The sequence below is a fragment of the Streptomyces sp. NPDC034037 genome (assembly GCF_055575715.1).
The window spans coordinates 63916-87799 of record NZ_JBVISC010000001.1; the positions used below are offsets into that span (position 1 = coordinate 63916).

The 23884-nt window shown below is 73.5% G+C and carries 22 protein-coding genes and 1 riboswitch; of the genes, 15 read left to right on the plus strand and 7 right to left on the minus strand.

Annotation, left to right across the window (positions count from 1 at the left end; translation table 11 throughout):
* Positions 1-164 precede the first annotated feature (164 nt).
* Positions 165-893, minus strand: coding sequence for a class II aldolase/adducin family protein (locus ACZ516_RS00335; protein ID WP_469007792.1), 729 nt, complete (start codon positions 891-893; stop codon positions 165-167).
* Positions 894-1228: 335 nt separating this feature from the next.
* Between ACZ516_RS00335 and ACZ516_RS00340 the strand changes: the two genes are divergently transcribed.
* The 7 genes from ACZ516_RS00340 to ACZ516_RS00370 all read left to right on the plus strand — a co-directional run bounded on the left by ACZ516_RS00340 (position 1229) and on the right by ACZ516_RS00370 (position 9751).
* On the plus strand, positions 1229-2527 hold the full coding sequence (locus ACZ516_RS00340) for an inorganic phosphate transporter (protein WP_361084212.1): 1299 nt from the start codon (positions 1229-1231) through the stop codon (positions 2525-2527).
* Positions 2528-2539: 12 nt separating this feature from the next.
* Positions 2540-2767 carry a hypothetical protein gene (locus ACZ516_RS00345; protein ID WP_469007794.1) on the plus strand — a complete coding sequence of 76 codons (228 nt, stop codon included), beginning with the start codon at positions 2540-2542 and terminating at the stop codon, positions 2765-2767.
* A gap of 119 nt (positions 2768-2886) precedes the next feature.
* Positions 2887-3009, plus strand: a riboswitch (cobalamin riboswitch).
* Between the two features lie 129 nt (positions 3010-3138).
* The gene (locus tag ACZ516_RS00350; protein ID WP_361084218.1) at positions 3139-4110 is read left to right on the plus strand and encodes a cobalamin biosynthesis protein; all 972 of its coding nucleotides are present in this window, start codon (positions 3139-3141) and stop codon (positions 4108-4110) included.
* Positions 4107-5651 (plus strand): cobyric acid synthase, encoded by a 1545-nt coding sequence (locus tag ACZ516_RS00355; RefSeq protein ID WP_358700354.1) that lies wholly within the window; start codon positions 4107-4109, stop codon positions 5649-5651. The genes ACZ516_RS00350 and ACZ516_RS00355 overlap by 4 nt, the downstream gene beginning before the upstream one ends.
* A gap of 34 nt (positions 5652-5685) precedes the next feature.
* Positions 5686-7740, plus strand: a complete 2055-nt coding sequence (locus ACZ516_RS00360) for a putative cobaltochelatase (RefSeq protein ID WP_469007796.1) — start codon at positions 5686-5688, stop codon at positions 7738-7740.
* Complete coding sequence (gene cobO, locus ACZ516_RS00365; RefSeq protein ID WP_358590696.1) at positions 7740-8348, plus strand: cob(I)yrinic acid a,c-diamide adenosyltransferase; 609 nt, start codon at positions 7740-7742, stop codon at positions 8346-8348. The genes ACZ516_RS00360 and cobO overlap by 1 nt, the downstream gene beginning before the upstream one ends.
* A complete protein-coding gene (locus ACZ516_RS00370) occupies positions 8342-9751 on the plus strand; it encodes a cobyrinate a,c-diamide synthase (protein ID WP_469007798.1) in 1410 nt (469 codons plus the stop codon). Before cobO ends, ACZ516_RS00370 begins: the two co-directional genes overlap by 7 nt.
* A gap of 14 nt (positions 9752-9765) precedes the next feature.
* On the opposite strand, the gene ACZ516_RS00375 is transcribed toward ACZ516_RS00370, so the two are convergent.
* Entirely contained in the window at positions 9766-10497 is a 732-nt protein-coding gene (locus tag ACZ516_RS00375) for a ZIP family metal transporter (RefSeq protein WP_361084233.1), read from the minus strand.
* A gap of 81 nt (positions 10498-10578) precedes the next feature.
* On the opposite strand from ACZ516_RS00375, the gene cobC reads away from it, so the two are divergent.
* Complete coding sequence (cobC, locus tag ACZ516_RS00380) at positions 10579-12039, plus strand: Rv2231c family pyridoxal phosphate-dependent protein CobC (RefSeq protein ID WP_469007799.1); 1461 nt, start codon at positions 10579-10581, stop codon at positions 12037-12039.
* A gap of 185 nt (positions 12040-12224) precedes the next feature.
* On the opposite strand, the gene ACZ516_RS00385 is transcribed toward cobC, so the two are convergent.
* On the minus strand, positions 12225-13148 hold the full coding sequence (locus tag ACZ516_RS00385; protein WP_469007801.1) for an SCO1860 family LAETG-anchored protein: 924 nt from the start codon (positions 13146-13148) through the stop codon (positions 12225-12227).
* A 340-nt stretch (positions 13149-13488) separates the two neighbouring features.
* On the minus strand, positions 13489-14583 hold the full coding sequence (locus tag ACZ516_RS00390) for an amidohydrolase family protein (protein ID WP_469007803.1): 1095 nt from the start codon (positions 14581-14583) through the stop codon (positions 13489-13491).
* A gap of 133 nt (positions 14584-14716) precedes the next feature.
* Between ACZ516_RS00390 and ACZ516_RS00395 the strand changes: the two genes are divergently transcribed.
* From ACZ516_RS00395 to thpD, 6 genes are all read left to right on the plus strand, one after another.
* Positions 14717-15817 carry a pyridoxal-phosphate-dependent aminotransferase family protein gene (locus tag ACZ516_RS00395; RefSeq protein WP_469008690.1) on the plus strand — a complete coding sequence of 367 codons (1101 nt, stop codon included), beginning with the start codon at positions 14717-14719 and terminating at the stop codon, positions 15815-15817.
* A gap of 85 nt (positions 15818-15902) precedes the next feature.
* The gene (locus ACZ516_RS00400) at positions 15903-16427 is read left to right on the plus strand and encodes a DinB family protein (RefSeq protein WP_361084245.1); all 525 of its coding nucleotides are present in this window, start codon (positions 15903-15905) and stop codon (positions 16425-16427) included.
* A gap of 353 nt (positions 16428-16780) precedes the next feature.
* Positions 16781-17332 carry a diaminobutyrate acetyltransferase gene (gene ectA, locus ACZ516_RS00405; protein ID WP_361084248.1) on the plus strand — a complete coding sequence of 184 codons (552 nt, stop codon included), beginning with the start codon at positions 16781-16783 and terminating at the stop codon, positions 17330-17332.
* An 80-nt stretch (positions 17333-17412) separates the two neighbouring features.
* Positions 17413-18684, plus strand: coding sequence for a diaminobutyrate--2-oxoglutarate transaminase (gene ectB, locus ACZ516_RS00410; protein WP_469007805.1), 1272 nt, complete (start codon positions 17413-17415; stop codon positions 18682-18684).
* 53 nt (positions 18685-18737) lie between these two features.
* On the plus strand, positions 18738-19142 hold the full coding sequence (locus ACZ516_RS00415) for an ectoine synthase (protein ID WP_055536365.1): 405 nt from the start codon (positions 18738-18740) through the stop codon (positions 19140-19142).
* 73 nt (positions 19143-19215) lie between these two features.
* A complete protein-coding gene (gene thpD, locus ACZ516_RS00420; RefSeq protein ID WP_358698871.1) occupies positions 19216-20115 on the plus strand; it encodes an ectoine hydroxylase in 900 nt (299 codons plus the stop codon).
* A gap of 83 nt (positions 20116-20198) precedes the next feature.
* Here the strand turns inward: thpD and ACZ516_RS00425 are convergent, their stop codons facing one another.
* Positions 20199-21260, minus strand: a complete 1062-nt coding sequence (locus tag ACZ516_RS00425) for an alkene reductase (RefSeq protein ID WP_469007808.1) — start codon at positions 21258-21260, stop codon at positions 20199-20201.
* A 123-nt stretch (positions 21261-21383) separates the two neighbouring features.
* Here ACZ516_RS00425 and ACZ516_RS00430 point away from each other — a divergent pair, with 123 nt between their 5' ends.
* Positions 21384-21932, plus strand: a complete 549-nt coding sequence (locus tag ACZ516_RS00430; protein WP_361084256.1) for a MarR family winged helix-turn-helix transcriptional regulator — start codon at positions 21384-21386, stop codon at positions 21930-21932.
* Positions 21933-22016: 84 nt separating this feature from the next.
* On the opposite strand, the gene ACZ516_RS00435 is transcribed toward ACZ516_RS00430, so the two are convergent.
* Complete coding sequence (locus ACZ516_RS00435) at positions 22017-23084, minus strand: aminotransferase class V-fold PLP-dependent enzyme (protein WP_361084259.1); 1068 nt, start codon at positions 23082-23084, stop codon at positions 22017-22019.
* A gap of 22 nt (positions 23085-23106) precedes the next feature.
* A complete protein-coding gene (locus ACZ516_RS00440) occupies positions 23107-23823 on the minus strand; it encodes a DsbA family oxidoreductase (protein WP_469007810.1) in 717 nt (238 codons plus the stop codon).
* Positions 23824-23884: the final 61 nt, after the last annotated feature.

Here is a 23884-nt window from a genome sequence, read left to right on the forward strand (position 1 = left end):
CAGTGTCCGGGGGCAGGCGCCTTGGGGCCAGTGGGCGGGGCCCGCGGGGTGATGCGGGCGCGGAGCGCTGCCAGGGCAGCGCCCCGCCCCGTCGGCCCGCGGGCCGGGAGCCGGGTGTACGCGTCGGTTCTGCCATACGTGTCTGGTGCCCCGGGATGGCGCTGTCAACGGTCGGGAAGCGGCTCGGCCGGATGTGGACGCTCGCCGGGAGCGGCCTGTGCGGCAGCGGGCTGTCCGTAGCCGCGCAGTTTGTCGCGTGCCTCGCGCAGCTGGGCGTCGGACAGGAGGGTGGGGGCACGGCCGGGCACCGCGCTGGCCGTGAGCCACAGGCGGGACATCCATTCCAGCTGCGCGGTGCGGTCGTACGCCTGGGCCAGGGAGTCCCCGTAGGTGATGGTGCCGTGGTTGCGCAGGAGGCAGCCGGTGCGTTCGCGCAGGGCCCGGAGCATGTTCTGGGCCAGTTCGTCCGTGCCGTAGAGCGCGTAGGGGGCCACGCGGACCGGGCCGCCGAGGGCGCCCGTCATGTAGTGGACGGCCGGCAGCTCGGAGACCAGCATCGAGACGGCGGTGGCGTGCACGGCGTGGGTGTGGACCACGGCCCGCGCGTCGGTGCTGCGGTAGATCGCCAGGTGCATGGGCAGCTCGCTGGTGGGCGTGAGCTCCCCGAGGACGCGCCGCCCCGCGAGGTCGACGCCGAGCGCGTCGGCGGGCCCCAGCCGGTCGTAGGGCACGCCGCTCGGGGTGACCAGGACCGTGTCGCCGACCCGTACGGAGACGTTGCCCGAGGTGCCGACGACGAGGCCGTCCGCCACCGTCCTGCGCGCCGTCTCGACCAGCTCGCCCCATGCCCGCCCGACGGCGTCCCGCTCCGCGCCCTGCCGCTGCTCAGTCATGGGGGCGATCCTGCCAGCCGGCGGCGCGGCCCTGTAGGCCTCGCCGAGAGCCCGGGGCGGGTGAGATGGGTCTCTCGGGGAGGGTGGTGTGCCATTCCGCTTGGGGCGTGGAAAGGGGGTGCGCGAGGGCGCCCGGGAGGGTGGCGGAGGGCGACACTCCGGCTGGATCAGGGGCCCTGAGCCCCCACTCCGTACGATCGCTCGCAGACGCCTGGAGGATATGGAGAGGCGGCGCTCCGCTTAGGGTCACCGCGTCGCCCGGCCCAGTTCACTTTCCGTTCACCCAGGTTGCCTACGTTTCTCATGCCACTGACGTCCAACAGAAGCCTGGGTAAATGGAACACATCACGCTTCTCCTCGGGATCGTGATCGTCACCGCTCTCGTGTTCGATTTCACGAACGGTTTCCACGACACTGCCAACGCGATGGCGACGACCATCTCGACCGGCGCTCTCAAGCCCAAGACGGCGGTGGCCATGTCCGCCGTGCTGAACCTCGTCGGAGCCTTCCTCTCCGTCGAAGTCGCCAAGACGATCTCAGGCGGCATCGTCAACGAGGACGGCCTCAAGACCGAGGTCATCTTCGCCGCGCTCGTCGGCGCGATCCTGTGGAACCTGCTGACCTGGCTGGTGGGCCTGCCCTCCAGCTCCTCCCACGCGCTCTTCGGCGGCCTCATCGGCGCCGCGGTCATGTCGATGGGCTGGTCGTCGATCAACGGCGGCACCGTCGTCACCAAGATCCTCATCCCGGCCCTCGCCGCGCCGCTCGTGGCGGGCCTCGCCGCGATGCTGGCCACCCGCCTCACCTACCGGATCGGCCGCAACACCGACACCCGGGCCACCGCCAAGGGCTACCGCGCGGGCCAGATCGCCTCCGCGGGCCTCGTCTCGCTGGCCCACGGCACGAACGACGCGCAGAAGACCATGGGCATCATCACGCTCGCCCTGGTCACCGGCGGAGTCCTGAGCCCCGGCTCGAACCCCCCGCTGTGGGTCATCGTCTCGGCCGGTGTGGCCATCGCCCTCGGCACCTACCTGGGCGGCTGGCGCATCATCCGCACCATGGGCAAGGGCCTCACCGACCTCCAGCCGCAGCAGGGCTTCGCCGCCCAGACCAGCGCCGCGACGGTCATCCTCGCCTCCTCGCACCTGGGCTTCTCGCTCTCCACCACCCAGTCCTGCTCCGGCGCCGTGATGGGCGCGGGCCTCGGCCGCAAGGGCGGCGTGGTCCGCTGGTCGACCGCGACCCGCATGTTCATCGCCTGGGGCCTGACCCTGCCGGCCGCCGGTCTGGTCGGCGCGGGCGCCGAGTTCCTCACCCAGCAGGGCCCCTGGGGCGTCGCGGCCACCGCCGCGCTGCTCATCGCGGGCGCCGCGGTGATCTGGGTGCTCTCGCGGCGCAACTCCGTCGACCACACCAACGTCACCGACGACGAGATCCGCCGCGCCGCCGCCCCGGGCGCCGAGCCCGCGGGCGTCGTGACCACGGCCATCGCCGCCGTCTCCCCGCCCCCCGCGGGCACGCTGACCGCCGTCGGCGCCCCCGCCGACGAACCGGTCAAGGCCACCATCGCGGCCCCGACCACGACCTCGACCGGCGCCATGGCGGACCCCGCCCGGCCCGCGACGGTGTAAGGACACATCAGCATGCACATCGACTGGGCAGCTCTCGGTTCGGTCTTCGGAGTCAGCCTCGCCGTGACGGTGGCTCTCGTGGGCCTGTTCACCCTCGGCGTCGTCGGCCTCTCCAAGCAGGAGACGGCCGCCGCCGCCCCGGCCGGCGGCTCCGCGACCCTGGCCCGCACCGGCGCGTACGCCTGCTTCGCCCTGTGCGCGGCAGCCGTGGCGTACGGGATCTATCTGATCGTCGCCTGACGGCGGCGACTCCCCGGTGGGGCGCGGGACGTGTGTTCACGTCCGGCGCCCCACCGTCGTATGTGGGGCTCCGCACACTCTCCCGCCGCAGGTCAACGGCGAGTTGACGGGCGTTCGCGGGGCGTGGTGGACTTCCGGGGCCAACTACGGCGGCAGAAGAGGAAGCCGGTGCGAATCCGGCGCGGTCCCGCCACTGTCACCGGGAGGCCGTCACGGACGCTCCCCCGGAAAGCCAGGAACTCTCGCCGCCGATCACGTCGAACCAGGGCGCGGACACCCTGAGTGAGGACATATCGCCATGCGCGGCCGCCCGTTGCCGGACCACTCCCCGAGCGTCAGCTCCCTTCTCGGCACAGCGGCCGGCTGAGCCGATGAGTGCCGACCGCGACTTCGCGTACGGCGCCGCCGCCGGCCTCCTGGGCGACCTGCTGCTCGGCGATCCCCGCCGCGGCCATCCGGTCGCCGGGTTCGGCCGGGCGGCGGGCGCCGTCGAACGGCTGCTGTGGCGCGACCACCGCGGATGGGGCGCGCTGCACGCCGTGGTGTGCGCCGGGGGCGCGGCGGGAGCCGCCGCCCTCGCCGCCCGTCTCGTGCGCCGCTCCCCCGCCGCGTCCGTCGCGCTGACCGCCGCCGCGACCTGGGCCGTGGTCGGCGGGACCTCGCTGGGCCGGGAGGCGCGGGCCGTCGGCGGCGCCCTCGAAGCGGGGGACATCGAGGTGGCCCGGGAGCGGCTGCCCCATCTGTGCGGCCGGGACCCGCAGGCGCTGGACCGCGACGGCATCGCGCGCGCCGTGGTCGAGTCCGTCGCCGAGAACACCTCGGACGCCGTGGTCGGCGCGCTGGTGTGGGGCGCCGTCGGCGGGGTGCCGGGGCTCGTCGCCTTCCGCGCCGTGAACACCCTCGACGCGATGGTCGGGCACAAGTCGCCCCGGTACCGGCGCTACGGCTGGGCGTCGGCCCGGCTGGACGACGTCCTCGGCTGGCCGGGGGCCCGGCTCACCGCGGGGCTCGCGGCGCTGGCCGGGGGTTCGCCCTCGGGGGCGGTGCGGGCGTGGCGCGCGGACGCCGCCAAGCACCCGAGCCCGAACGCCGGTCCCGTCGAGGCCTCCTTCGCGGGGGCGCTGGGCGTACGGCTCGGCGGCACCCTCTCGTACGGGGGGCGGGTCGAGCACCGGCCCGTGCTGAACGCGGGCGGGCGGGACGTGCGCGTGGCGGACATCGAGCGGGCCGTGCGGCTCTCCCGGCGGGTCAGCTGGCTGGCGCTGGGGGTCGCGGTGGCGGCCCGGCGGGTGCTGGGGTCGACGAGGTCGCCGCGAGCGGCGAAGTCAGGGAGAAGAGCATGAGCGGTGGACTGCTGGTCGCCGGGACCACATCGGACGCCGGGAAGAGCGTCGTCACCGCGGGGATCTGCCGGTGGCTCGCCCGCAAGGGCGTGTCCGTCGCGCCGTTCAAGGCGCAGAACATGTCGTTGAACTCCTTCGTGACCCGCGAGGGCGCCGAGATCGGCCGGGCGCAGGCCATGCAGGCGCAGGCCGCCCGCGTCGAGCCGAGCGCGCTGATGAACCCCGTCCTGCTCAAGCCGGGCAGCGACCGCTCCAGCCAGGTCGTCCTCATGGGCAAGCCGGTGGGCGAGATGAGCGCGCGCGGGTTCTTCGGCGGGCCCGGCGGGGCGTCCTCCGGGACACCGCAGCCGGGAGGGCGCCAGGCGCTCCTGGAGACCGTCGTGGGGTGTCTGGAGGAGTTGCGGAGCACGTACGACGTCGTGATCTGCGAGGGCGCGGGCAGCCCCGCCGAGATCAATCTGCGGCGCACCGACATCGTGAACATGGGCATCGCGCGCGCCGCCCGCTTCCCCGTCCTGGTGGTCGGGGACATCGACCGGGGCGGGGTGTTCGCCTCGTTCTTCGGGACGACGGCGCTGCTGAGCGCGGCCGACCAGGAGCTGGTGGCCGGATACCTCGTCAACAAGTTCCGGGGGGACGTCTCGCTCCTCGAACCCGGCCTCGACATGCTCCAGGGCCTCACCGGCCGGCGCACCTTCGGTGTGCTGCCCTACCGGCACGGGCTCGGCATCGACGAGGAGGACGGCTTGCGGGTGTCCCTGCGGGGCGCCGTGCGGGAGTCGGCCGTGGCGCCGCCGGTCGGCGCGGACGTGCTGCGGGTCGCGGTGTGCGCGGTGCCGCTGATGTCCAACTTCACGGACGTGGACGCGCTGGCCGCCGAGCCGGGTGTCGTCGTGCGGTTCGTGGACCGGGCCGAGGAGCTGGTCGACGCCGACCTCGTGGTCGTGCCGGGCACCCGGGGGACCGTACGGGCGCTCCAGTGGCTGCGGGAGCGCGGGCTCGCGGACGCGCTGGCGCGCCGGGCCGCCGAGGGGCGTCCGGTGCTCGGGATCTGCGGCGGCTTCCAGGTCCTCGGCGAGCACATCGAGGACGACGTCGAGTCGCGGGCGGGCTCGGTGGACGGGCTCGGCCTGCTGCCGGTGCGGGTGCGGTTCGCCCGGGAGAAGACGCTGGCCCGGCCGGTCGGCGAGGCCCTCGGCGAACCGGTCGAGGGGTACGAGATCCATCACGGGGTCGCCGAGGTCGCCGGCGGGGAGCCGTTCCTGGACGGCTGCCGGGTCGGTGAGGTGTGGGGCACGCACTGGCACGGGTCGCTGGAGAGCGACGCGTTCCGGCGCCGCTTCCTCACCGAGGTGGCGCGCGCGGCCGGGCGCCGCTTCGTGCCGGCGCCGGACACCAGCTTCGCCGCCCTGCGCGAGGAGCAGCTGGACCTGCTCGGTGACCTGATCGAAGAACACGCGGACACGGACGGGCTGTCGCGCCTGATCGAGAAGGGCGCGCCGGCCGGCCTGCCGTTCATCGCGCCGGGCGCGCCGTCATGAGCACCGCCCCGCACCACCGCACCAAGGAGGCTCTGTGAGTACCCCGTATCCGTTCACCGCTCTTGTCGGGCAGGACGACCTGCGGCTCGCGCTGTTGCTGAACGCCGTCTCGCCCGCCGTCGGCGGCGTGCTCGTACGGGGTGAGAAGGGCACCGCCAAGTCCACCGCCGTACGCGCCCTGTCGGCGCTCCTGCCGCCGGTGCCGATCGTCGCCGGATGCCGTTTCTCGTGCGACCCGGCGGCGCCCGACCCGAACTGCCCCGACGGCCCGCACGAGGCGGGCGGTGCCACGGCGCGGCCCGCGCGGATGGTGGAGCTGCCCGTGGGCGCCTCCGAGGACCGTCTCGTCGGGTCCCTCGACATCGAGCGCGCGCTCGCGGAAGGCGTCAAGGCCTTCGAGCCCGGGCTGCTGGCCGCGGCGAACCGCGGCATCTTGTACGTGGACGAGGTCAATCTGCTGCACGACCATCTCATCGACCTGCTCCTGGACGCCGCCGCGATGGGCGCCTCGTACGTCGAGCGTGAGGGCGTGTCCGTGCGGCACGCCGCGCGGTTCCTGCTCGTCGGCACCATGAACCCCGAGGAGGGCGAGCTGCGGCCGCAGCTGCTCGACCGGTTCGGGCTGACCGTGGAGGTGGCCGCGTCCCGGGACACCGACCAGCGCGTGGAGGTCGTGCGGCGGCGGCTCGCGTACGACGACGACCCCGAGGCCTTCGCGGGGCGCTTCGCCGCGGACGAGGCCGCGCTGCGCGAGCGGGTCGTGGCGGCGCGGGCGCTGCTGCCCCAGGTCGTCCTGGGCGACGGGGCGCTGCGTCAGATCGCGGCGACCTGCGCGGCGTTCGAGGTGGACGGGATGCGGGCGGACATCGTGATGGCGCGCACGGCGACGGCGCTGGCCGCCTGGGCGGGGCGTACGGACGTCACGAGCGAGGACGTGCGGCAGGCCGCGCTGCTCGCGCTGCCGCACCGCAGGCGCCGCAACCCCTTCGACGCGCCGGGGCTGGACGAGGACAAGCTCGACGAGACGCTGGAGGAGGCCCGCGAGGACGGCACTGCCGAGGAGCCCGAGCCGCCGGAGGGCGACGACGATCCCGACGGCGGCGGCCCCGGCGGCGGCCCGGGCGGCGGGCAGCCCCCCGCGGACGGTCCCACCGCCCCCGACCTGCCCTCCCAGCAGCAGGGGCCGGGACCCGACGAGGCGCCGGCCCCGCAGGAGCCCGCCCCGGGTGCGGGCGCCGGTGAGCAGCGGGCGGTGGGCGCCGCCGAGCCGTTCCGCACGAAGACGCTGAGCGTGCCCGGCATCGGCGAGGGCGCCGCCGGGCGGCGCTCGCGGGCCCGGACCGAGCACGGCCGCACGACGGGTTCGCGGCGTCCCCGGGGCGCGCTGACCAAGCTGCACCTGGCGGCGACCGTGCAGGCCGCGGCGCCGCACCAGAAGGCGCGCGGGCGCTCCGGCCCCGGGCTGGTCGTCCGCCGTGACGATCTGCGGCAGGCGACGCGGGAGGGCCGTGAGGGCAACCTCGTGCTGTTCGTCGTGGACGCCTCCGGGTCGATGGCGGCCCGGCAGCGGATGAGCGCCGTGAAGGGCGCCGTCCTGTCCCTGCTGCTCGACGCCTACCAGCGGCGCGACAAGGTGGGGCTGGTGACGTTCCGGGGCAAGGACGCCGAGGTGGCGCTGCCGCCGACGTCGTCGGTGGACGCGGCCGCGGCCCGGCTCGCATCGCTGCCGACCGGCGGGCGCACCCCGCTGGCCGCGGGCCTGCTGAAGGCGCACGACGTCCTGCGCGTCGAGCGGCTGCGGGACGCGGCGCGGCGGCCGCTGGTGGTCGTGGTGACGGACGGGCGCGCCACGGGCGGGGTGGAGCCGGTGGCCCGGGCGGGGCGCGCGGCGCGGCTGTTCGCGGCCGAGGGCGTCGCCTCGGTGGTCGTGGACTGCGAGTCGGGTTACGTACGGCTGGGTCTGGCCGGGCAGTTGGCGGGCGAGCTCGGCGGGACGGCCGTGACGCTGGACGAGCTGCGGGCGGATTCGATCGCCGGTCTGGTCAAGAACGTACAGGGAATGAACTCGCCCACGAGGAGGGCCGCCTGATGCCGCAGGGACAGCCGAGTGTCGTACCGGACGACGGGCTCACGACACGCCAGCGCCGCAACCGCCCGCTCGTCTTCGTCCACACGGGCGTCGGCAAGGGCAAGTCGACCGCCGCGTTCGGGCTCGCGCTGCGGGCCTGGAACCAGGGCTGGCCGATCGGGGTGTTCCAGTTCGTGAAGTCGGCGAAGTGGAAGGTCGGCGAGGAGAACGCGCTGAAGGTGCTCGGCGCCTCCGGCGAGGGCGGCACGGTCGCCTGGCACAAGATGGGCGAGGGCTGGTCGTGGATCCAGCGCGCTCCCGCCGAGGGCGAGCCGACCAACGAGGACAAGGCCCGCGAGGGCTGGGAGCAGGTCAAGCGCGACCTCGCCGAGGAGACGTACAAGCTGTACGTCCTGGACGAGTTCGCCTATCCGATGCACTGGGGCTGGATCGACACGGACGAGGTGGTCGAGGTCCTGCGCGACCGTCCCGGCACCCAGCACGTGGTCATCACCGGCCGCAACGCCCCGCGGAAGCTGGTCGACTTCGCGGATCTCGTCACCGACATGTCCAAGGTCAAGCACCCGATGGACACCGGCCAGAAGGGCCAGAGGGGCATCGAGTGGTAGCTCGCCTCGTCATCGCGGCGCCGTCGTCGGGCAGCGGCAAGACGACCGTCGCGACGGGCCTGATGGCCGCCTTCGCGGCGGCCGGGCTCGCCGTGTCCCCGCACAAGGTCGGGCCCGACTACATCGACCCCGGCTATCACGCGCTGGCGACCGGCCGCCCCGGCCGCAACCTCGACGCGTACCTGTGCGGGCCCGACCTGATCGCGCCGCTGTTCGCGCACGGGTCCGCCGGGTGCGATCTCGCCGTGATCGAAGGCGTGATGGGGATGTACGACGGTGCCGCGGGCCAGGGGGAGCTGGCGTCGACGGCGCATGTCGCCAAGCTGCTGCGGGCGCCGGTGGTGCTGGTCGTGGACGCGTCCTCGCAGTCCCGGTCGGTGGCGGCGCTGGTGCACGGCTTCGCCTCGTGGGACCCCGGGGTGCGGGTGGCGGGCGTCATCCTGAACAAGGTCGGCTCGGACCGGCACGAGCTGTTGTTGCGGGAGGCGCTGGAGGAGTCCGGGGTGCCGGTGCTCGGCGCGCTGCGCCGTGCGCCGCAGGTCGACACGCCGTCGCGGCACCTGGGGCTCGTGCCGGTGGCCGAGCGGCACGCCGACGCGGTGGCCTCCGTGGCGGCGCTCGCCGCGCAGGTGCGGGCGGGATGCGACCTGGACGCCCTCCTCGCCCTGGCGCGCGGTGCGGCTCCCCTGTCGGGGGAGGCGTGGGACCCCGCGGCGGGGCTCGGGCCGGCACCGGCTTCGCCGGGTGCGTCCGCGCCCTCCCCCGGCACCGGGCCCACGACGGGCCGGGGGGCGCCCGCACGACGGCCCGTGGTGGCCGTCGCCGGCGGGGCCGCCTTCACCTTCTCCTACGCCGAGCACGCGGAGCTGCTCGCCGCCGCCGGGGCCGAGGTCGTCACCTTCGACCCGCTCCGGGACGAGCGGCTGCCGGACGGGACCGCCGGGCTGGTCATCGGGGGCGGCTTCCCCGAGGTGTACGCGCCCGAGCTGTCCGCCAACGAGCCGCTGCGCGAGGCGGTGGCGGAGCTGGCGTGTTCCGGGGCGCCGGTGGCCGCCGAGTGCGCGGGGCTGCTGTACCTGGCCCGCGAGCTGGACGGAAAGCCGATGTGCGGGGTGCTCGACGCCGGGGCGCGGATGTCGGGGCGGCTCACCCTCGGGTACCGGGACGCCGTGGCCGTGTCGGACAGCGTGCTCGCGGCGGCGGGGACGCGGGCGCGGGGACACGAGTTCCACCGCACCGTCGTGGAGCCCGGCGCGGGGGCGGCGCCCGCCTGGGGCCTGCACGCGCCCGAGCGGCGCGTCGAGGGCTTCGTACAGGCGAACGTGCACGCCAGCTATCTGCACACGCACTGGGCCGCGCGGCCGGACGTCGCGCGCCGCTTCGTCGACAGATGTACGCCGTGACCGCGCGCCGCCGCTCACTCGGCGACGCCCACCACCAGCCAGATGAACGCCGCGCCCGCCACCGTGCACAGCAGCGTCGAGCGGGCCGGGTGGTCGTGGTGCGCCTCGGGCAGGATCTCGGCCGCCGCGAGGTAGAGCAGCGCGCCGCCGAAGAAGCCGAGATAGCCGCCGAGCGGTTCTTCCGGGATGGTGAGCAGCAGCGTCGAGGCGGCGCCGGCCACCGGGGCCAGCGCGTCCGCGAACAGCATCGCGAGGGCCTTGCGGCGGGCGTTCCCGTACAGACTGGTGATCGTGTACGTGTTGAAGCCGTCCGCGAAGTCATGGGCGATGACGGCGAGCGCCACGGCCGCCCCCATGCCGCCGCCCACCTGGAAGGCGGCGCCGATCGCGACGCCGTCCATGACGCTGTGGCCGACCATCGCGGCGGCCGCCGTGAGCCCCACCTGGGGGACCCGGCCGTGCGCGTGCTCGCCCGCGCCGTGCGCGGCCTGGCGGCCCGCGAGGAGGCGTTCCACGAGGTGGGCGGCGAGGAAGCCGGCCACGAACAGCAGCAGCGCCGCCGGTACGCCGAACACCGGCCGCCCGGCCGCGTCCAGCGCCTCCGGCAGCAGGTCCAGGCCGACGACGCCGAGCATCAGGCCGCCCGCGAGCCCGAGGACGAGATGGCGCCGGTCGGTGACCCGCTGGGCCGTCCAGCCGCCCACCAGGGTCATGAGGAAGGCGCCGAGCGCCACGAACACCGCCATGGCCCCTTGCTAGCGGATCACCGCCCTCCCGCGCGCATCCCGCACCCCGTGTCCCCCCTCCTCGTATGAAAGGACCCCTCCATGGCTGACGTCCAGGTACTGGTCGTGGGCGTCGGCGCCTGCGAGGGCGCCTCCCTCGACGAGGTGCTCGGGCTCGTGCGGGACGCGGTCGCCGAGGCCGGCTTCGACGAGGGGGCGGTGGCCGAGCTGGCGACCGTCGACGTGAAGGCGCGGGAGCCGGGCATCGTCGGGGCGGCGGCGCGGCTCGGGGTGCCGCTCGTGGCGTACCCGGCGCGGGAGCTGGCGGACGTGCGGGTGCCGAACCCCACCGACCGGTCCCGCGCGGCCGTCGGGACGCCGTCCGTCGCGGAGGCGGCGGCGCTGCGTGGCGGCGGTGAACTGCTCGTCCCCAAAAGGAAGTCGGCGCCGGCCGGGCGCCCGGCGATGGCCACGTGCGCGGTCGCGCGCCGCGTCGACGGCTCCGAGCGGTCCGGCCTCGGCCACGACCTGCGCCACCACGGGGACGCGGAGGTGCGGGACGACGGCGCGGACCTCACCGACCTCGCGGTGAACGTACGGGCCGACACTCCCCCGGTGTGGCTCAAGGACGTCATCGCCGCTTCCCTGGACGGCCTCGCGGCCTACCCGGACGGCCGGCGGGCGCGGGAGGCGGTGGCGGCACGGCACGGGGTGCCACCCGACCGGGTGCTGCTCACCTCGGGGGCGGCGGAGGCGTTCGTCCTGCTCGCCCGCGCCCTGAAGGTGCGGCGGCCCGTCGTCGTGCATCCGCAGTTCACCGAGCCCGAGGCGGCCTTGCGGGACGCCGGGCACGAGGTGGGGCGGGTGCTGCTGCGGGAGGCGGACGGCTTCCGGCTCACCGGGTCGACGGCGATCCCCGAAGAGGCCGACCTCGTCGTCATCGGCAACCCCACGAACCCGACGTCCGTGCTCCACCCGGCGGCCTCGGTCGCCGCGCTGGCGCGGCCCGGGCGGATCCTGGTCGTGGACGAGGCGTTCATGGACGCCGTGCCGGGCGAGCGGGAGGCGCTGGCCGGACGGACGGACGTGCCCGGCCTCGTGGTGCTGCGCAGCCTCACCAAGACGTGGGGCCTCGCCGGGCTGCGCATCGGTTACGTCCTCGCCGCCCCCGACGTGATCTCCGCGCTGGAGCAGGCGCAGCCGCTGTGGCCCGTGTCCACGCCGGCGCTGGTGGCCGCCGGGGCCTGCGTGGGGCCGCGGGCGCTGGCGGAGGCCGGTCACGCGGCGTACCGCGTCGCCGCGGACCGGGCCCATCTCCTCACCGGGCTCGCGGAGTTGGCCTCCTTCGGGGTGCGGGCGGTGGGGCCCGCGGAGGGGCCCTTCGTCCTGGTGCGGGTGCCCGGGGCCGCGGGGGTGCGGGAGCGGTTGCGGGGGCGGGGATTCGCGGTGCGGCGGGGCGACACGTTTCCTGGCCTGGGGCCTGGGTGGTTGCGGGTCGCGGTCCGGGATCGGGGGACCTCGGACCGCTTCCTCGCCGTGTTGCGGGAGGTGCTTCTTCCCTAGGCCGGGTCGCCGGTGGCTCGCGCCGCCGCTGCGCGGCGGGTGTTTACCCGCCCACCCGCCCGTTTACCCCGCGTGGGGCCGTTGGCGTAGGGGCCTGGCTGTGCCGCCGCTGCGCGGCGGGTGTTTCCCGCCCACCCGCCCGTTTACCCCGCATGGGGCGGCTGGCGTAGGAGCCTGGGGTGGCGTCAGTTCCGGCCACGGCGGGTCAGGGCCAGGCCGCCGGCGCCCGTGAGGAGGAGCAGTACCGCGCCGCCCGCCACGTACGGCGTGGCCGAGCTGCCGCCGGTCTCGGCGAGGTTCGCCTCGGGGGCCTTCGGCGCGGCCGGCTTCGCCGGTTCGCCCTGCGGCTTCGCGCCGCCCGGCCGCCGCGCCGGCTCCGGCGCCTCGCAGCCGGCCCCCGCCAGTTTCACCGTTCCCTCGACCTCGGCGACGTTCAGCTTCAGCGGGTTCACCGACACCTTGAGCTCCAGCGCGGACGCCGCCGCCGTACGCGACGTCGTGTGCGTCTTCGACAGGTCGAGCCGCACCTCCCCGACCCCGGGGACCTTGACCTCCGTCGCCTGTCCGGCGCTCAGCGTGACCTTCTTGCCGAGCACGGTCACCCCGCCCAGGACGTTCGCCTCGGCGACGGGCCGCTTGCCCGTCTCGCAGACGGCCTTGGCGGTGACCTGGTCGACCTCGACGAGGGAGAGCAGCGGCAGCCCCGGCACGTGCATCTTGGCCCGCACGAGGCTGCTGCGGCCCTCGGCCCGATCGCCCTCGACGGTCGCCTTGGCCGTGGCGACGTCCGCGCGCAGCACGGTGAACGGCCGTCCGCCGTCGATGCCGTCCAGGCGGGCGGTGAGCGCCGTCTTGTCGGCGGAGGCGGGGGCCTGCACTTCGTTGAGGGAGACCCGGAGCGGGACGCGCACGGTCTTGTCGAGCAAGGAGACGTCGAGTCCGGTCCGCAGGACGACGGCGTCGGCGCGGCCGCCGCGGTCGTGGTCGCCGCCGGTCGCCTGCGCGGTCCCGGCGCCCGTGAGCACCGCGGGACCGGCGGCGAGGGCGGTGGCGGTGGCCACGACGGCGAGACTGCGACGGGCGGGCATGCGGAAGGTGTTGCTGTTCAAGGTGGTGGAACCCCCACGGGAGACATGGGCCGTCGGCGGCGCACGCCACATGGGGACATCACGTGCGCGCCGAGGGCGTCGCCCTCCATCGACGGGGGCGACGCGGGAATCTTTACGCACCCAGAGTGAACAGTCAGCAACGAGACGTGAGTTCACTCCAAAGGGCGGTTTCCGACCTTGCTTTCGAATCTTCCGGCACGTGCGTTCCCCGGAACCACCCGTTGCTCACCCGCTTCGGGTACGGCGGCCGTCCAACGCCCCCGAATCAGCCCGGACAAACGAGGGTCGCGGCTCTCGCGTAACGCCCGGTCAACCTGCCGCCTCCGTCGAGGGGTTCCGGCTAGCCCACCACTCTGCCGTTCAGGACCACCCGCCGCGGTGCCGCGAGGACCCGTACGTCCTGGCGGGGGTCCGACTCGTAGACCACGAGGTCGGCCGGGGCGCCCTCGGTGAGGCCGGGGCGGCCGAGCCAGGCGCGGGCGGCCCAGGTCGTCGCGGAGAGCGCGGCCAGGGGCGGGATGCCGGCGCGGGTCAGCTCGGCGACCTCGGCGGCGACCAGGCCGTGCGGCAGGGAGCCGCCCGCGTCCGTGCCGGTGAAGACGGGGATGCCGGCGTCGTAGGCGGCGCGCACCGTGTCGTAGCGGCGGGCGTGCAGCCTGCGCATGTGGGCCGACCAGCGGGGGAACTTCTTCTCGGCGCCCGTGGCCAGGTCGGGGAAGGTGGCGATGTTGACGAGGGTCGGCACGATCGCGACCCCCCGCTCGGCGAAGAGCGGGATGGTGTCCTCCGTCAGGCCCGTGGCGTGCTCGACGCAGTCGATGCCCGCCTCGACCAGGTCCCGCAGGGAGTCCTCGGCGAAGCAGTGGGCGGTGACGCGGGCGCCGAGCCGGTGCGCCTCTGCGATCGCCGCCCGGACCGCGTCGCGCGGCCAGCAGGCCGTCAGGTCGCCGGCCTCGCGGTCGATCCAGTCGCCGACGAGCTTGACCCAGCCGTCGCCGCGCCGGGCTTCCTGGGCGACGTACGCGACGAGGTCCTCGGGCTCGATCTCGTGGGCGTAGTTGCGGATGTAGCGGCGCGTGCGGGCGATGTGCCGGCCCGCCCGGATGATCTTCGGCAAGTCCTCGCGGTCGTCGATCCAGCGGGTGTCGGAGGGCGAGCCCGCGTCCCGCAGGAGCAGGGCGCCGATCCCGCGGTCGGTCAGCGCCTGCTTCTCGGCCGTGTCGGCGTCGACGGGGCCGTGCGCGTCCAGGCCGACGTGGCAGTGCGCGTCGACCAGGCCGGGCAGCGCCCAGCCCTCGACGGTGACCGTCTCGGCGGCCGGGGCGACGGGCCGCTGATAGGTCACCCTGCCCCCGACGACCCACAGTTCGTCCCGTACGTCCTCGGGCCCGACGAGCACCCGCCCCTTCACGTGCAGCACCGCGTGATCACTCATGGCAGCAGCTTAGGAGGCGCTCCGGGCGGGCGGTACGGGGCGCTGGGAACGCCGCCGCACGGGCCGGTCGGTACGCTCGTACCGCAGCCCGGACGAACTCGTGAGCGAAGTGAGCAGTGACGTGAGCAGTACTGTGACGCACCCCTTTTTGGATCTGGCGCCGCTGAGCGCCCAGCACTTCGCCGCCATCGAGGCGCGGGTGGCCCGGCTGCTCGGCACCGGGCAGGACGTCGTGATCATGCAGGGTGAGGCCCTGCTGCCCCTGGAGGGGTGCATCCGGGGCGTCGCGGGACCCGGCACGACCGCGCTGAACGTGATCACCGGCCCCTACGGGCAGACCTTCGGCGACTGGCTGCGGGACTGCGGTGCCACGGTCGTCGATCTCGCCGTGCCGTTCCACACGGCCGTCACCGCCGACCAGGTGCGCCGGGCCCTCGCCGAGCACCCGGCGATCGACTTCGTGTCGCTGGTGCACGCCGAGGCCGCCACCGGCAACACCAACCCGGTCGCGGAGATCGGTGAGGTCGTGCGCGCGCACGGCGCCCTGTTCATGCTGGACGCGGTCGCCTCGGTGGCCGCCGAGCCGCTGCTGCCCGACGCGTGGGGCGTGGACCTGTGCGTGATCGGCGCGCAGAAGGCGATGGGCGGCCCCGCGGGTGTCTCCGCGGTGTCGGTGAGCGAGCGGGCCTGGCAGCGCATCGCCGCCAACCCGCGGGCGCCCCGCCGCTCCTACCTCTCCCTCCTGGACTGGAAGGAGCGCTGGATCGACGCCGGCCGCAAGGCCCTGCTGCACGCGCCCGCGCAGCTGGAGATGCTGGCCTTGGAGGCCTGCGTGGAGCGTATCGAGACCGAGGGCCTGGCCGCCGTGACGGCGCGGCACGCCACCGCTGCCGCCGCCACCCGCGCGGGCGCGCTCGCGCTCGGCGGGGGCCTCGCGCCCTATGTGCGCGAGGCCGTGGACGCGGCGCCGGTCGCCACCACCCTGCGCACTCCCGCCGGCACCGACGCCTCGGAGCTGGTCGCCAAGGCGCTGGCCGCCGACCCGGTGCTGCCGCTGGTCGCCGGGGGCGGGGCGCTGGCCAAGGAGATGATCCGGGTCAACCACTACGGGCCGGACGCGACGCGCGGTGTCGTGCACGCCTGTCTGGCGGCCCTCGGCGCCGCGATGGGCGAGGCCGGTCTCACTGTCGATCTGGAGGCGGCCCGGCGCGCGGTGACCGACGCCTGGCGCTGAGCGGCCCCCGGCCGTCCGGATCGCTGCCGGGAGCCCCGCGGGCGGCTCTTCCCCCGCGGGGTCCTCGCATGGCAGCGTGCGGGGCATGACCACGCTTCCGGACGGCCGCCGCATCCCGCCCCCGACCGCCGACGAGCCCGCCATGCTGGCGGGTTGGCTCGACATGCACCGCGCGACGCTCGCCCTGAAGTGCGCGGGCCTCGACGACGAGCAGACGCTGCGTACGCCGGTCGAGCCGTCCACCCTCTCGCTGTTCGGCCTGGTGCAGCACCTGGCCGAGGTCGAACGGAACTGGATCCAGCGGGTGTTCGCCCGGCGCGAGGCGCCGCCGCTCCACCGGGACCCCAGCGGCTTCACCCCGGACCGGTCCAGGACGTTCGCCGAGGTGCTCGCGGTGTGGGAGGGCGAGGTCGCCGTGAACCGCGAGATCTGCGCGGGGCGTTCCCTGGACGACACGGGGCGGCTCGGGCCTCAGGAGGCGGCCGTCATGGGCGGCGCGGAGGCGGTCAGCCTCCGCTGGATCCTGGTCCACCTCATCGAGGAGTACGCGCGCCACAACGGCCACGCGGATCTCTTGCGGGAACGCATCGACGGCGTGACGGGAACATGAATCGGGCGTTCCCGCAAAGCTCTCACCGAGCATCGTCCCGCAATTCCCCCGCGCATTCTCACGAATTCTTTATCAACACAGCTTGCAGTCTCCTTCTGCCCGATTTCCACGACCCTAAACACTAAGGTTTCGTCAGGGCCGAACGGCGTGATTCGAGCGCATCACGAGGAGGTTTCCCTCGTGTGACACACTCCACATCGCGCCCTTTTCATCCCTGTATGTCCAGGTCAAATCGGGCCATATCGTGAACTCCTCATGTGTGCGCACACCTACGCGCGATAACATATGACAAGCGCTGGCGTAACCCCTCCCCCCGATGCAATTCAAGAAATTGCTCGGTAAATTCACTTCGCATGACCGCTGCACAAGCCGATCTACCGACCGACCTGCGAGCGAAATTCCTGGAAATGCCGGAGGGGCTGCGACTCGACACCCCCGCTGTCGCCGACGGCGCCGCCATCTGGCGGATCGCCCGCGACTCCAAGGTGCTGGACCTCAACTCTTCGTACAGCTACCTGCTGTGGTGCCGCGACTTCGCGGCGACCTCGGTGGTGGCCCGGGGCGCCGACGGCGAGCCGGCCGGTTTCATCACCGGCTACATCCGGCCCGAGCGCCCGGACACCCTGCTGGTCTGGCAGGTGGCCGTCGACCACGAGCAGCGCGGCCGCGGCCTCGCCGGGGCCCTGCTCGACGGGCTGACCGCGAAGGTCGCCGCCGAACGCCGGCTGACCACGATCGAGACGACCATCACGCCGGACAACACGGCGTCCGAGCGGCTCTTCCTCTCCTACGCGCGACGGCACGGCGCGTCGGTCGAGCGGAAGATCCTCTTCGACGCGGGTCTTTTCCCTGATGACGGGCACGAGTCAGAGGTGCTCTACCGCATCGGCCCGATCGGCCACTGAGCCCCGGCGCCCTCGCTGCCCTCCCCCCGCACGTCCATACCCCCCACTCCCACGACTTTCCATCTCCCAGGAGATCCGCTGTGACCATCACCCAGCCCGACCTGAGCGTCTTCGAGACCCTGGAGTCGGAGGTGCGCAGCTACTGCCGCGGTTGGCCTACGGTTTTCGACCGCGCGCAGGGCAACCGCATGTACGACGAGGACGGCCATGAGTACCTCGACTTCTTCGCCGGGGCCGGCTCGCTCAACTACGGGCACAACAACCCGGTGCTCAAACGCGCGCTGATCGACTACCTGGAGCGCGACGGCGTCGTGCACGGCCTCGACATGTCGACGAGCGCGAAGCGCAACTTCCTGGAGTCGTTCCAGAACATCATCCTGCGCCCGCGCGACCTGCCGTACAAGGTCATGTTCCCGGGCCCGACGGGCACCAACGCCGTGGAGTCGGCGCTGAAGCTGGCCCGCAAGGTCAAGGGCCGCGAGTCGATCGTGTCGTTCACGAACGCCTTCCACGGCATGTCGCTCGGCTCGCTCGCGGTGACCGGCAACGCCTTCAAGCGGGCGGGCGCCGGCATACCGCTGGTGCACGGCACACCGATGCCGTTCGACAACTACCTCGACGGCCAGACCCCCGACTTCATCTGGTTCGAGCGGCTCCTTGAGGACCAGGGCTCGGGCCTCAACCAGCCCGCCGCCGTCATCGTGGAGACGGTGCAGGGCGAGGGCGGCATCAACGTCGCCCGCGCCGAGTGGCTGCGCAAGCTCGCCGACGTGTGCGAGCGCTGGGACATGCTCCTGATCGTCGACGACATCCAGATGGGCTGCGGCCGCACCGGCGCCTTCTTCTCCTTCGAGGAGGCGGGCATCACGCCGGACATCGTGACGGTGTCGAAGTCCATCAGCGGCTACGGCATGCCGATGTCGCTGTGCCTGTTCAAGCCGGAGCTGGACGTCTGGGAGCCGGGCGAGCACAACGGCACCTTCCGCGGCAACAACCCGGCGTTCGTCACCGCCGCCGCCGCCCTCGAGACGTACTGGACCGACGGTTCGGCCATGGAGAAGCAGACCCGCGCCCGCGGCGAGCAGGTCGAGCAGGCGCTGGCCGCCATCGTCGAGGAGAACCGGACCGAGATCAAGGAGTTCCGCGGCCGCGGCCTGGTCTGGGGCATCGAGTTCCTGGACAAGGACCGCGCGAGCGCCGTGGCGAAGCGGGCCTTCGAACTGGGCCTGCTCATCGAGACCTCCGGCCCCGAGGGCGAGGTCGTCAAGCTCCTCCCGGCGCTGACGATCACCCCCGACGAGCTGGACGAGGGGCTGCGCACGCTGGCCCGGGCGGTCCGCGAGACCGCCTGAGCCAGCGAGAGTCCGAGCCCCGCACGACGTAAGAGAAAAGGAAACACCACACCGTGATCGTCCGTTCGTTCAAGGACATTGAAGGCACCGACCGGCATGTGAAGGCCAAGTCGGGTACCTGGGAGAGCAAGCGCATCGTCCTCGCCAAGGAGCGTGTCGGGTTCTCCCTGCACGAGACCATCCTGTACGCGGGCACGGAGACGTCGATGTGGTACGCCAACCACATCGAGGCCGTCGTCTGCACCAAGGGCGAGGCCGAGCTGACCGACGACACGACCGGCGAGAAGTACACGATCACGCCCGGCACGATGTACCTGCTCGACGGGCACGAGAAGCACACCATGCGGATCAAGGAGGACTTCCACTGCCTGTGTGTCTTCAACCCGCCCGTCACCGGCCGTGAGGACCACGACGAGAACGGTGTGTACCCACTGCTGACGGAGGACGACGAGGGCTGAGCGCCGCGCGCCGGTCGGCCGAGTCGGCCGACATCCCGCACAGGGCCGTACGAGAGGAGAGGCAGGCAACACCATGACCACCGCACCCGAACGCACCATTGACCTGTACCCGACCCGAGGCGCCGAAGAGGTGCTCATCGAACGCAAGGACCCGGTGGTGTGGTCCGAGCCGGGTACGCGGGGGCCGATCGCGGCCGGGGATCTCGCGGGGTTCGAGCGGGACGGCTTCCTGGCCATCGACCAGCTGATCACCCCGGACGAAGTGGCCACGTACCACGCCGAGCTGGAACGGCTCATGCACGATCCCGCGATGCGCGCGGACGAGCGTTCCATCGTCGAGCCGCGCTCGCAGGAGATCCGCTCGATCTTCGAGGTGCACAAGATCAGCGAGCTGTTCGGCAAGCTGGCGGCCGACCCGCGCGTGGTGGGCCGGGCCCGGCAGATCCTCGGCTCCGACGTGTACGTCCACCAGTCGCGGATCAACGTGAAGCCGGGCTTCGGGGCCTCCGGGTTCTACTGGCACTCGGACTTCGAGACCTGGCACGCCGAGGACGGCCTGCCCAACATGCGCACCGTCTCGGTGTCGATCGCGCTGACGAAGAACCACGACACCAACGGCGGTCTCATGATCATGCCGGGGTCGCACAAGACGTTCCTCGGCTGCGCGGGCGCCACGCCGAAGGACAACTACAAGCGCTCGCTCCAGATGCAGGACGCGGGCATCCCGTCGAACGAGACGCTGACGCACCTCGCGTCCGAGCACGGCATCCGCCTCTTCACCGGTGAGGCCGGCTCGGCCACCTGGTTCGACTGCAACGCCATGCACGGCTCCGGGGACAACATCACGCCCTACCCGCGGTCGAACGTCTTCATCGTCTTCAACAGCGTGGAGAACACCGCCGTCGAGCCGTTCGCGGCGCCGGTGCGCAGGCCCGAGTTCATCGGGGCGCGGGACTTCACCCCGGTGGGGTGACCTGACGCAGACGGGCCGGTGGTCCGGCACCCCCGTGGGTGCCGGGCCACCGGCCTTTTCGTCGGTGCTACAGCTTCGTCGCGCTACAGCGCCGGGTAGTCCGTGTAGCCCTTCTCCGCGCCGCCGTAGAAGGTCGCCGGGTCGGGCGTGTTGTACGGGCCGCCGGCCCGCAGGCGGGCCGGCAGGTCGGGGTTGGCGAGGAAGAGCGCGCCGAACGCGATGATGTCCGCGGTGCCGTCCTCGACGAGGGCGAGGGCGTCCTGGCCGGTAGGGCCCTCGGTCCGCGGGTTCAGGATGAGCGTCCCGCCGAAGTCCCGGCGCAGCCGGTCGGTGAGCTCGCGGATCTCGCCCGCCTCCAGGATGTGCAGGTACGCGAGGTCCAGCGCCGCCAGCTCCTTGACCAGCGCGGTGTACGTCGGCTCCGGGTCGGGCTCGGCGATGTCGTTGAAGGGGTTGCCGGGCGAGAGGCGGATGCCGGTGCGGGCGGCACCGATCTCCGCGCTGACCGCCTTGGCGACCTCGACGGCGAAGCGCAGGCGGTTCTCCACGGAGCCGCCCCACGCGTCGGTGCGCAGGTTGGTGTTGGGCGCGAGGAACTGGTGGATGAGGTAGCCGTTGGCGCCGTGCAGTTCCACCCCGTCGAAGCCCGCGTCGATCGCGCCCCGCGCGGCGGCGGCGAAGTCGGCGATGGTGGCGCGGATCTCGACGTCGGTCAGCTCGCGCGGGGTGACGAAGTCCTTGGGGCCCTCGGCGGTGTAGACCTGGCCCGCGGCGGCGACCGCGGAGGGCGCGACGTTGACCTCGCCCTCGGGGAGCAGGACCGGGTGGCCGATGCGGCCGACGTGCATGAGCTGGGCGAAGATCGTGCCGCCCGCCGCGTGGACGGCGTCGGTTACCTTGCGCCAGCCGGCGATCTGCTCGGCGCTGTGCAGGCCCGGCGTATCGGGATATCCCTGGCCGACCACAGAAGGCTGGATGCCCTCGGTGATGATCAGGCCGGCGGAGGCGCGCTGGGCGTAGTACTCGACGGTCAGATCCGTGACCACACCGCCCTGGCCTGCGCGGCTTCGTGTCATGGGGGCCATGGCGATGCGGTTGGCGAGCGAGGTTCCGGACAGGTCGATCGGGTCGAACGCGGTGGTCATCAGAACTCCCTGACAAGGTTTATGTGGTCGGCCAAGTAACGCGCCGGACCACACTGTAGCTCATTCCTTGGCCGACCAAGGTAAACTTTTCGGAAGACGTCCGATGACCCGTAGGAGCACGTGATGAAGGCCGACCCCGCACCGACCGAAGCGGCCGACCCCGCCTGTCCCCCCGGGCTCCCCCAGGTGGCCGGGGCGGGGCCCGTCAGTCATGCGCTCAGCCGGGTGGCGCGGCTGCACCGCATCGCCGCGGGCAAGGTCCTGAAGGGGGTCGGCCTCTACCCGGGCCAAGAGTTCGTGATGATGCACCTGTGGGACGCCGGTCCGGTGCGGCAGTCCGAGCTGATCAAGGCCGTGGACCTCGACCCGTCGACGGTCACCAAGATGCTCCAGCGCCTGGAGCAGTCGGGGCACGTGCGCCGGCGCCCCGACCCGGCCGACCGCCGGGCGGTGCTCGTCGAGGCCAGCGACGCGAGCTGCGGGCTGCTCGCGCAGGTGGAGCGGGCCTGGGGCGAGCTGGAGGGGCACACGCTGGCCGGCCTGGACGAGGCCGAGCGCGGGGAGCTGCTGCGGCTGCTCACCCGGGTGGAGACGAACCTCTGCACGGAGACGGCGGACTGCCCCGAGCGCCGCGCGGAGGAGGCGGCCCGGGAGCGGGCGTCGCGCCGCTGAGCCGACGCCTGGGTGCCCCTTTCAGCCGACCGCGGGGGCCGTCGGCCGGGCAGTTCCGGCGTGGGGGCCGGCGGCCCGGGGGGCTCAGTTCGACAGCGCGTCGAGGAGGCGGTCCACGTCCGCCTCGGTGTTGTAGAGGTGGAAGGTGGCGCGCAGGTGGCCGGCCCGGGCGGAGGCGATGATGCCCGCGCGGGCCAGTTCCGGCTCGCGGGCGGCGAGTCCGGGGACCGAGACGATCGCCGCGGTGCCCGGCACCGGGGTGTGGCCCAGTTCCGCGAGCCCCGCGCGGTAGCGCTCGGCGAGCGCCACGTCGTGCGCGTGGATCGCCGCGACGCCCACCTCCTCGACGAGCGAGAGCGCCGCCGCGGCCCCGTGGTAGGCGAGGAAGGCCGGCGGCTCGTCGAACCTGCGGGCGTCCGGGGCCACTTCACCGATCGGGCCGTACGTCGACTCCCAGCCGTCGGCCGCCGCGAGCCAGCCGCCGTGCAGCGGCGCCAGGGACTCCTGCGCCGCCTCGCCCACCGTGAGGAAGGACGTGCCGCGCGGGCAGAGCAGCCACTTGAAGGCGCCGGTGACGGTGTAGTCGTACGCCCCGGCGTCGAACGGCAGCCAGCCCACCGACTGGGTGGCGTCGGCGAGGGTGCGCGCGCCATGGGCGGCCGCCGCCTCGCGTATCGCGGCGCAGTCCGCCGTCCTGCCGTCGGCCGACTGGACGGTGGAGAACGCCACCAGCGCGGTCCGGGGGCCGACCGCGTCGGCGAGTTCCGCCAGCGGCGCGAACCTCGGCTCGAGATCGCCCCGGAGCACGAAGGGGTTGATCAGGGACGAGAAGTCGCCCTCGGGGAAGAGCACTTCGGCGCCCGCCGGGAGCGACGCGGCGATCAAACCGACGTGCACGGCCACCGAACCGCCCGTCGCCACCCGCGAGGGGTCCACGCCCACCAGACGCGCGAAGGACCGGCGCGCCGCGTCGACCGTGGCGAAGTCGCCGGAGCCGACGCGCCCGCCGGAGGCGATCTCCGCCGTCAGGGCCCCGACGGCCTCGGCGGCGCGGCGCGGCAGCAGGCCGTAGCTCGCGGTGTTGAGGTAGGTCGTCGTCGGGGCGAACTCCCCCGCGAGGCCGGTGCCGTCGCTGATCCCCATGAGTGTCATGAAGATCAACCTACGTGAGCGGTCAGCCCTGCGGAACCGCACATCCGTCCGGCCCGCACGCCTCGCCGCCGTCGCTGTCCGCGAGGGTGGTCAGCGGCGAGCGGTTGCCCCACGCCTGCTCCAGGGCCTGCGTGAAGACCTCGGCGGGCTGGGCCCCGGAGACGCCGTAGGTGCGGTCGAGGACGAAGAACGGCACGCCGGTCGCGCCCAGTTCGGCGGCCTCGCGCTCGTCGGCGCGCACGTCGTCGGCGTACTTCGCGGGGTCGGCGAGCACGGCACGCACCTCGTCGGCGTCCAGACCGGCCTCGACGGCGGCCGCCACGACGCGCTCGTCGTCCTCGAAGAGGGACCGCTCCTCGGCGAAGTTGGCGCGGTAGAGCAGGCCGATCAGCTCGTCCTGCCTGCCGCGCTCCTTGGCGAGATGCAGGACGCGGTGCATGTCGAAGGTGCTGCCGTGGTCGCGGCCCTCGGTGCGGTACTCCAGGCCCTCCGCCGCGGCGTTCTCGCCGAGCCGGCGCTCGCCCTCGCGGGCCTGGTCCTCGCTCATGCCGTACTTGCGCATGAGCATCGGGATCACCGGGCCGCTGTCACCCTTGGCGCGGGTGGGGTCCAGCTCGAAGGAGCGGTGCACGACCTCGACGCCGTCGCGGTGCGGGAAGGCGGCGAGGGCCTTCTCGAAGCGGGCCTTGCCCACGTAGCACCAGGGGCAGGCGATGTCGCTCCAGATCTCGACGCGCATGTGTGGCTCTTTCCGGGTCGTGCGGTACGCGGCCGCGTCGGTACGCGGCGGTCGGTGCGGA

Coding starts and splice junctions, on each gene's coding strand:
- ACZ516_RS00345 (WP_469007794.1), top strand. CDS start 2,540: ATGCACATCGACTGGGCAGCTCTCGGTTCGGTCTTCGGAGTCAGCCTC.
- ectA (WP_361084248.1), top strand. CDS start 16,781: ATGACCGCTGCACAAGCCGATCTACCGACCGACCTGCGAGCGAAATTC.
- ACZ516_RS00335 (WP_469007792.1), bottom strand. CDS start 893: ATGACTGAGCAGCGGCAGGGCGCGGAGCGGGACGCCGTCGGGCGGGCA.
- thpD (WP_358698871.1), top strand. CDS start 19,216: ATGACCACCGCACCCGAACGCACCATTGACCTGTACCCGACCCGAGGC.
- ACZ516_RS00355 (WP_358700354.1), top strand. CDS start 4,107: ATGAGCGGTGGACTGCTGGTCGCCGGGACCACATCGGACGCCGGGAAG.
- ACZ516_RS00375 (WP_361084233.1), bottom strand. CDS start 10,497: ATGGCGGTGTTCGTGGCGCTCGGCGCCTTCCTCATGACCCTGGTGGGC.
- ACZ516_RS00400 (WP_361084245.1), top strand. CDS start 15,903: ATGACCACGCTTCCGGACGGCCGCCGCATCCCGCCCCCGACCGCCGAC.
- cobO (WP_358590696.1), top strand. CDS start 7,740: ATGCCGCAGGGACAGCCGAGTGTCGTACCGGACGACGGGCTCACGACA.
- ACZ516_RS00435 (WP_361084259.1), bottom strand. CDS start 23,084: ATGACACTCATGGGGATCAGCGACGGCACCGGCCTCGCGGGGGAGTTC.
- ACZ516_RS00430 (WP_361084256.1), top strand. CDS start 21,384: ATGAAGGCCGACCCCGCACCGACCGAAGCGGCCGACCCCGCCTGTCCC.
- ACZ516_RS00350 (WP_361084218.1), top strand. CDS start 3,139: ATGAGTGCCGACCGCGACTTCGCGTACGGCGCCGCCGCCGGCCTCCTG.
- ACZ516_RS00390 (WP_469007803.1), bottom strand. CDS start 14,583: ATGAGTGATCACGCGGTGCTGCACGTGAAGGGGCGGGTGCTCGTCGGG.
- cobC (WP_469007799.1), top strand. CDS start 10,579: ATGGCTGACGTCCAGGTACTGGTCGTGGGCGTCGGCGCCTGCGAGGGC.
- ACZ516_RS00340 (WP_361084212.1), top strand. CDS start 1,229: ATGGAACACATCACGCTTCTCCTCGGGATCGTGATCGTCACCGCTCTC.
- ACZ516_RS00440 (WP_469007810.1), bottom strand. CDS start 23,823: ATGCGCGTCGAGATCTGGAGCGACATCGCCTGCCCCTGGTGCTACGTG.
- ACZ516_RS00425 (WP_469007808.1), bottom strand. CDS start 21,260: ATGACCACCGCGTTCGACCCGATCGACCTGTCCGGAACCTCGCTCGCC.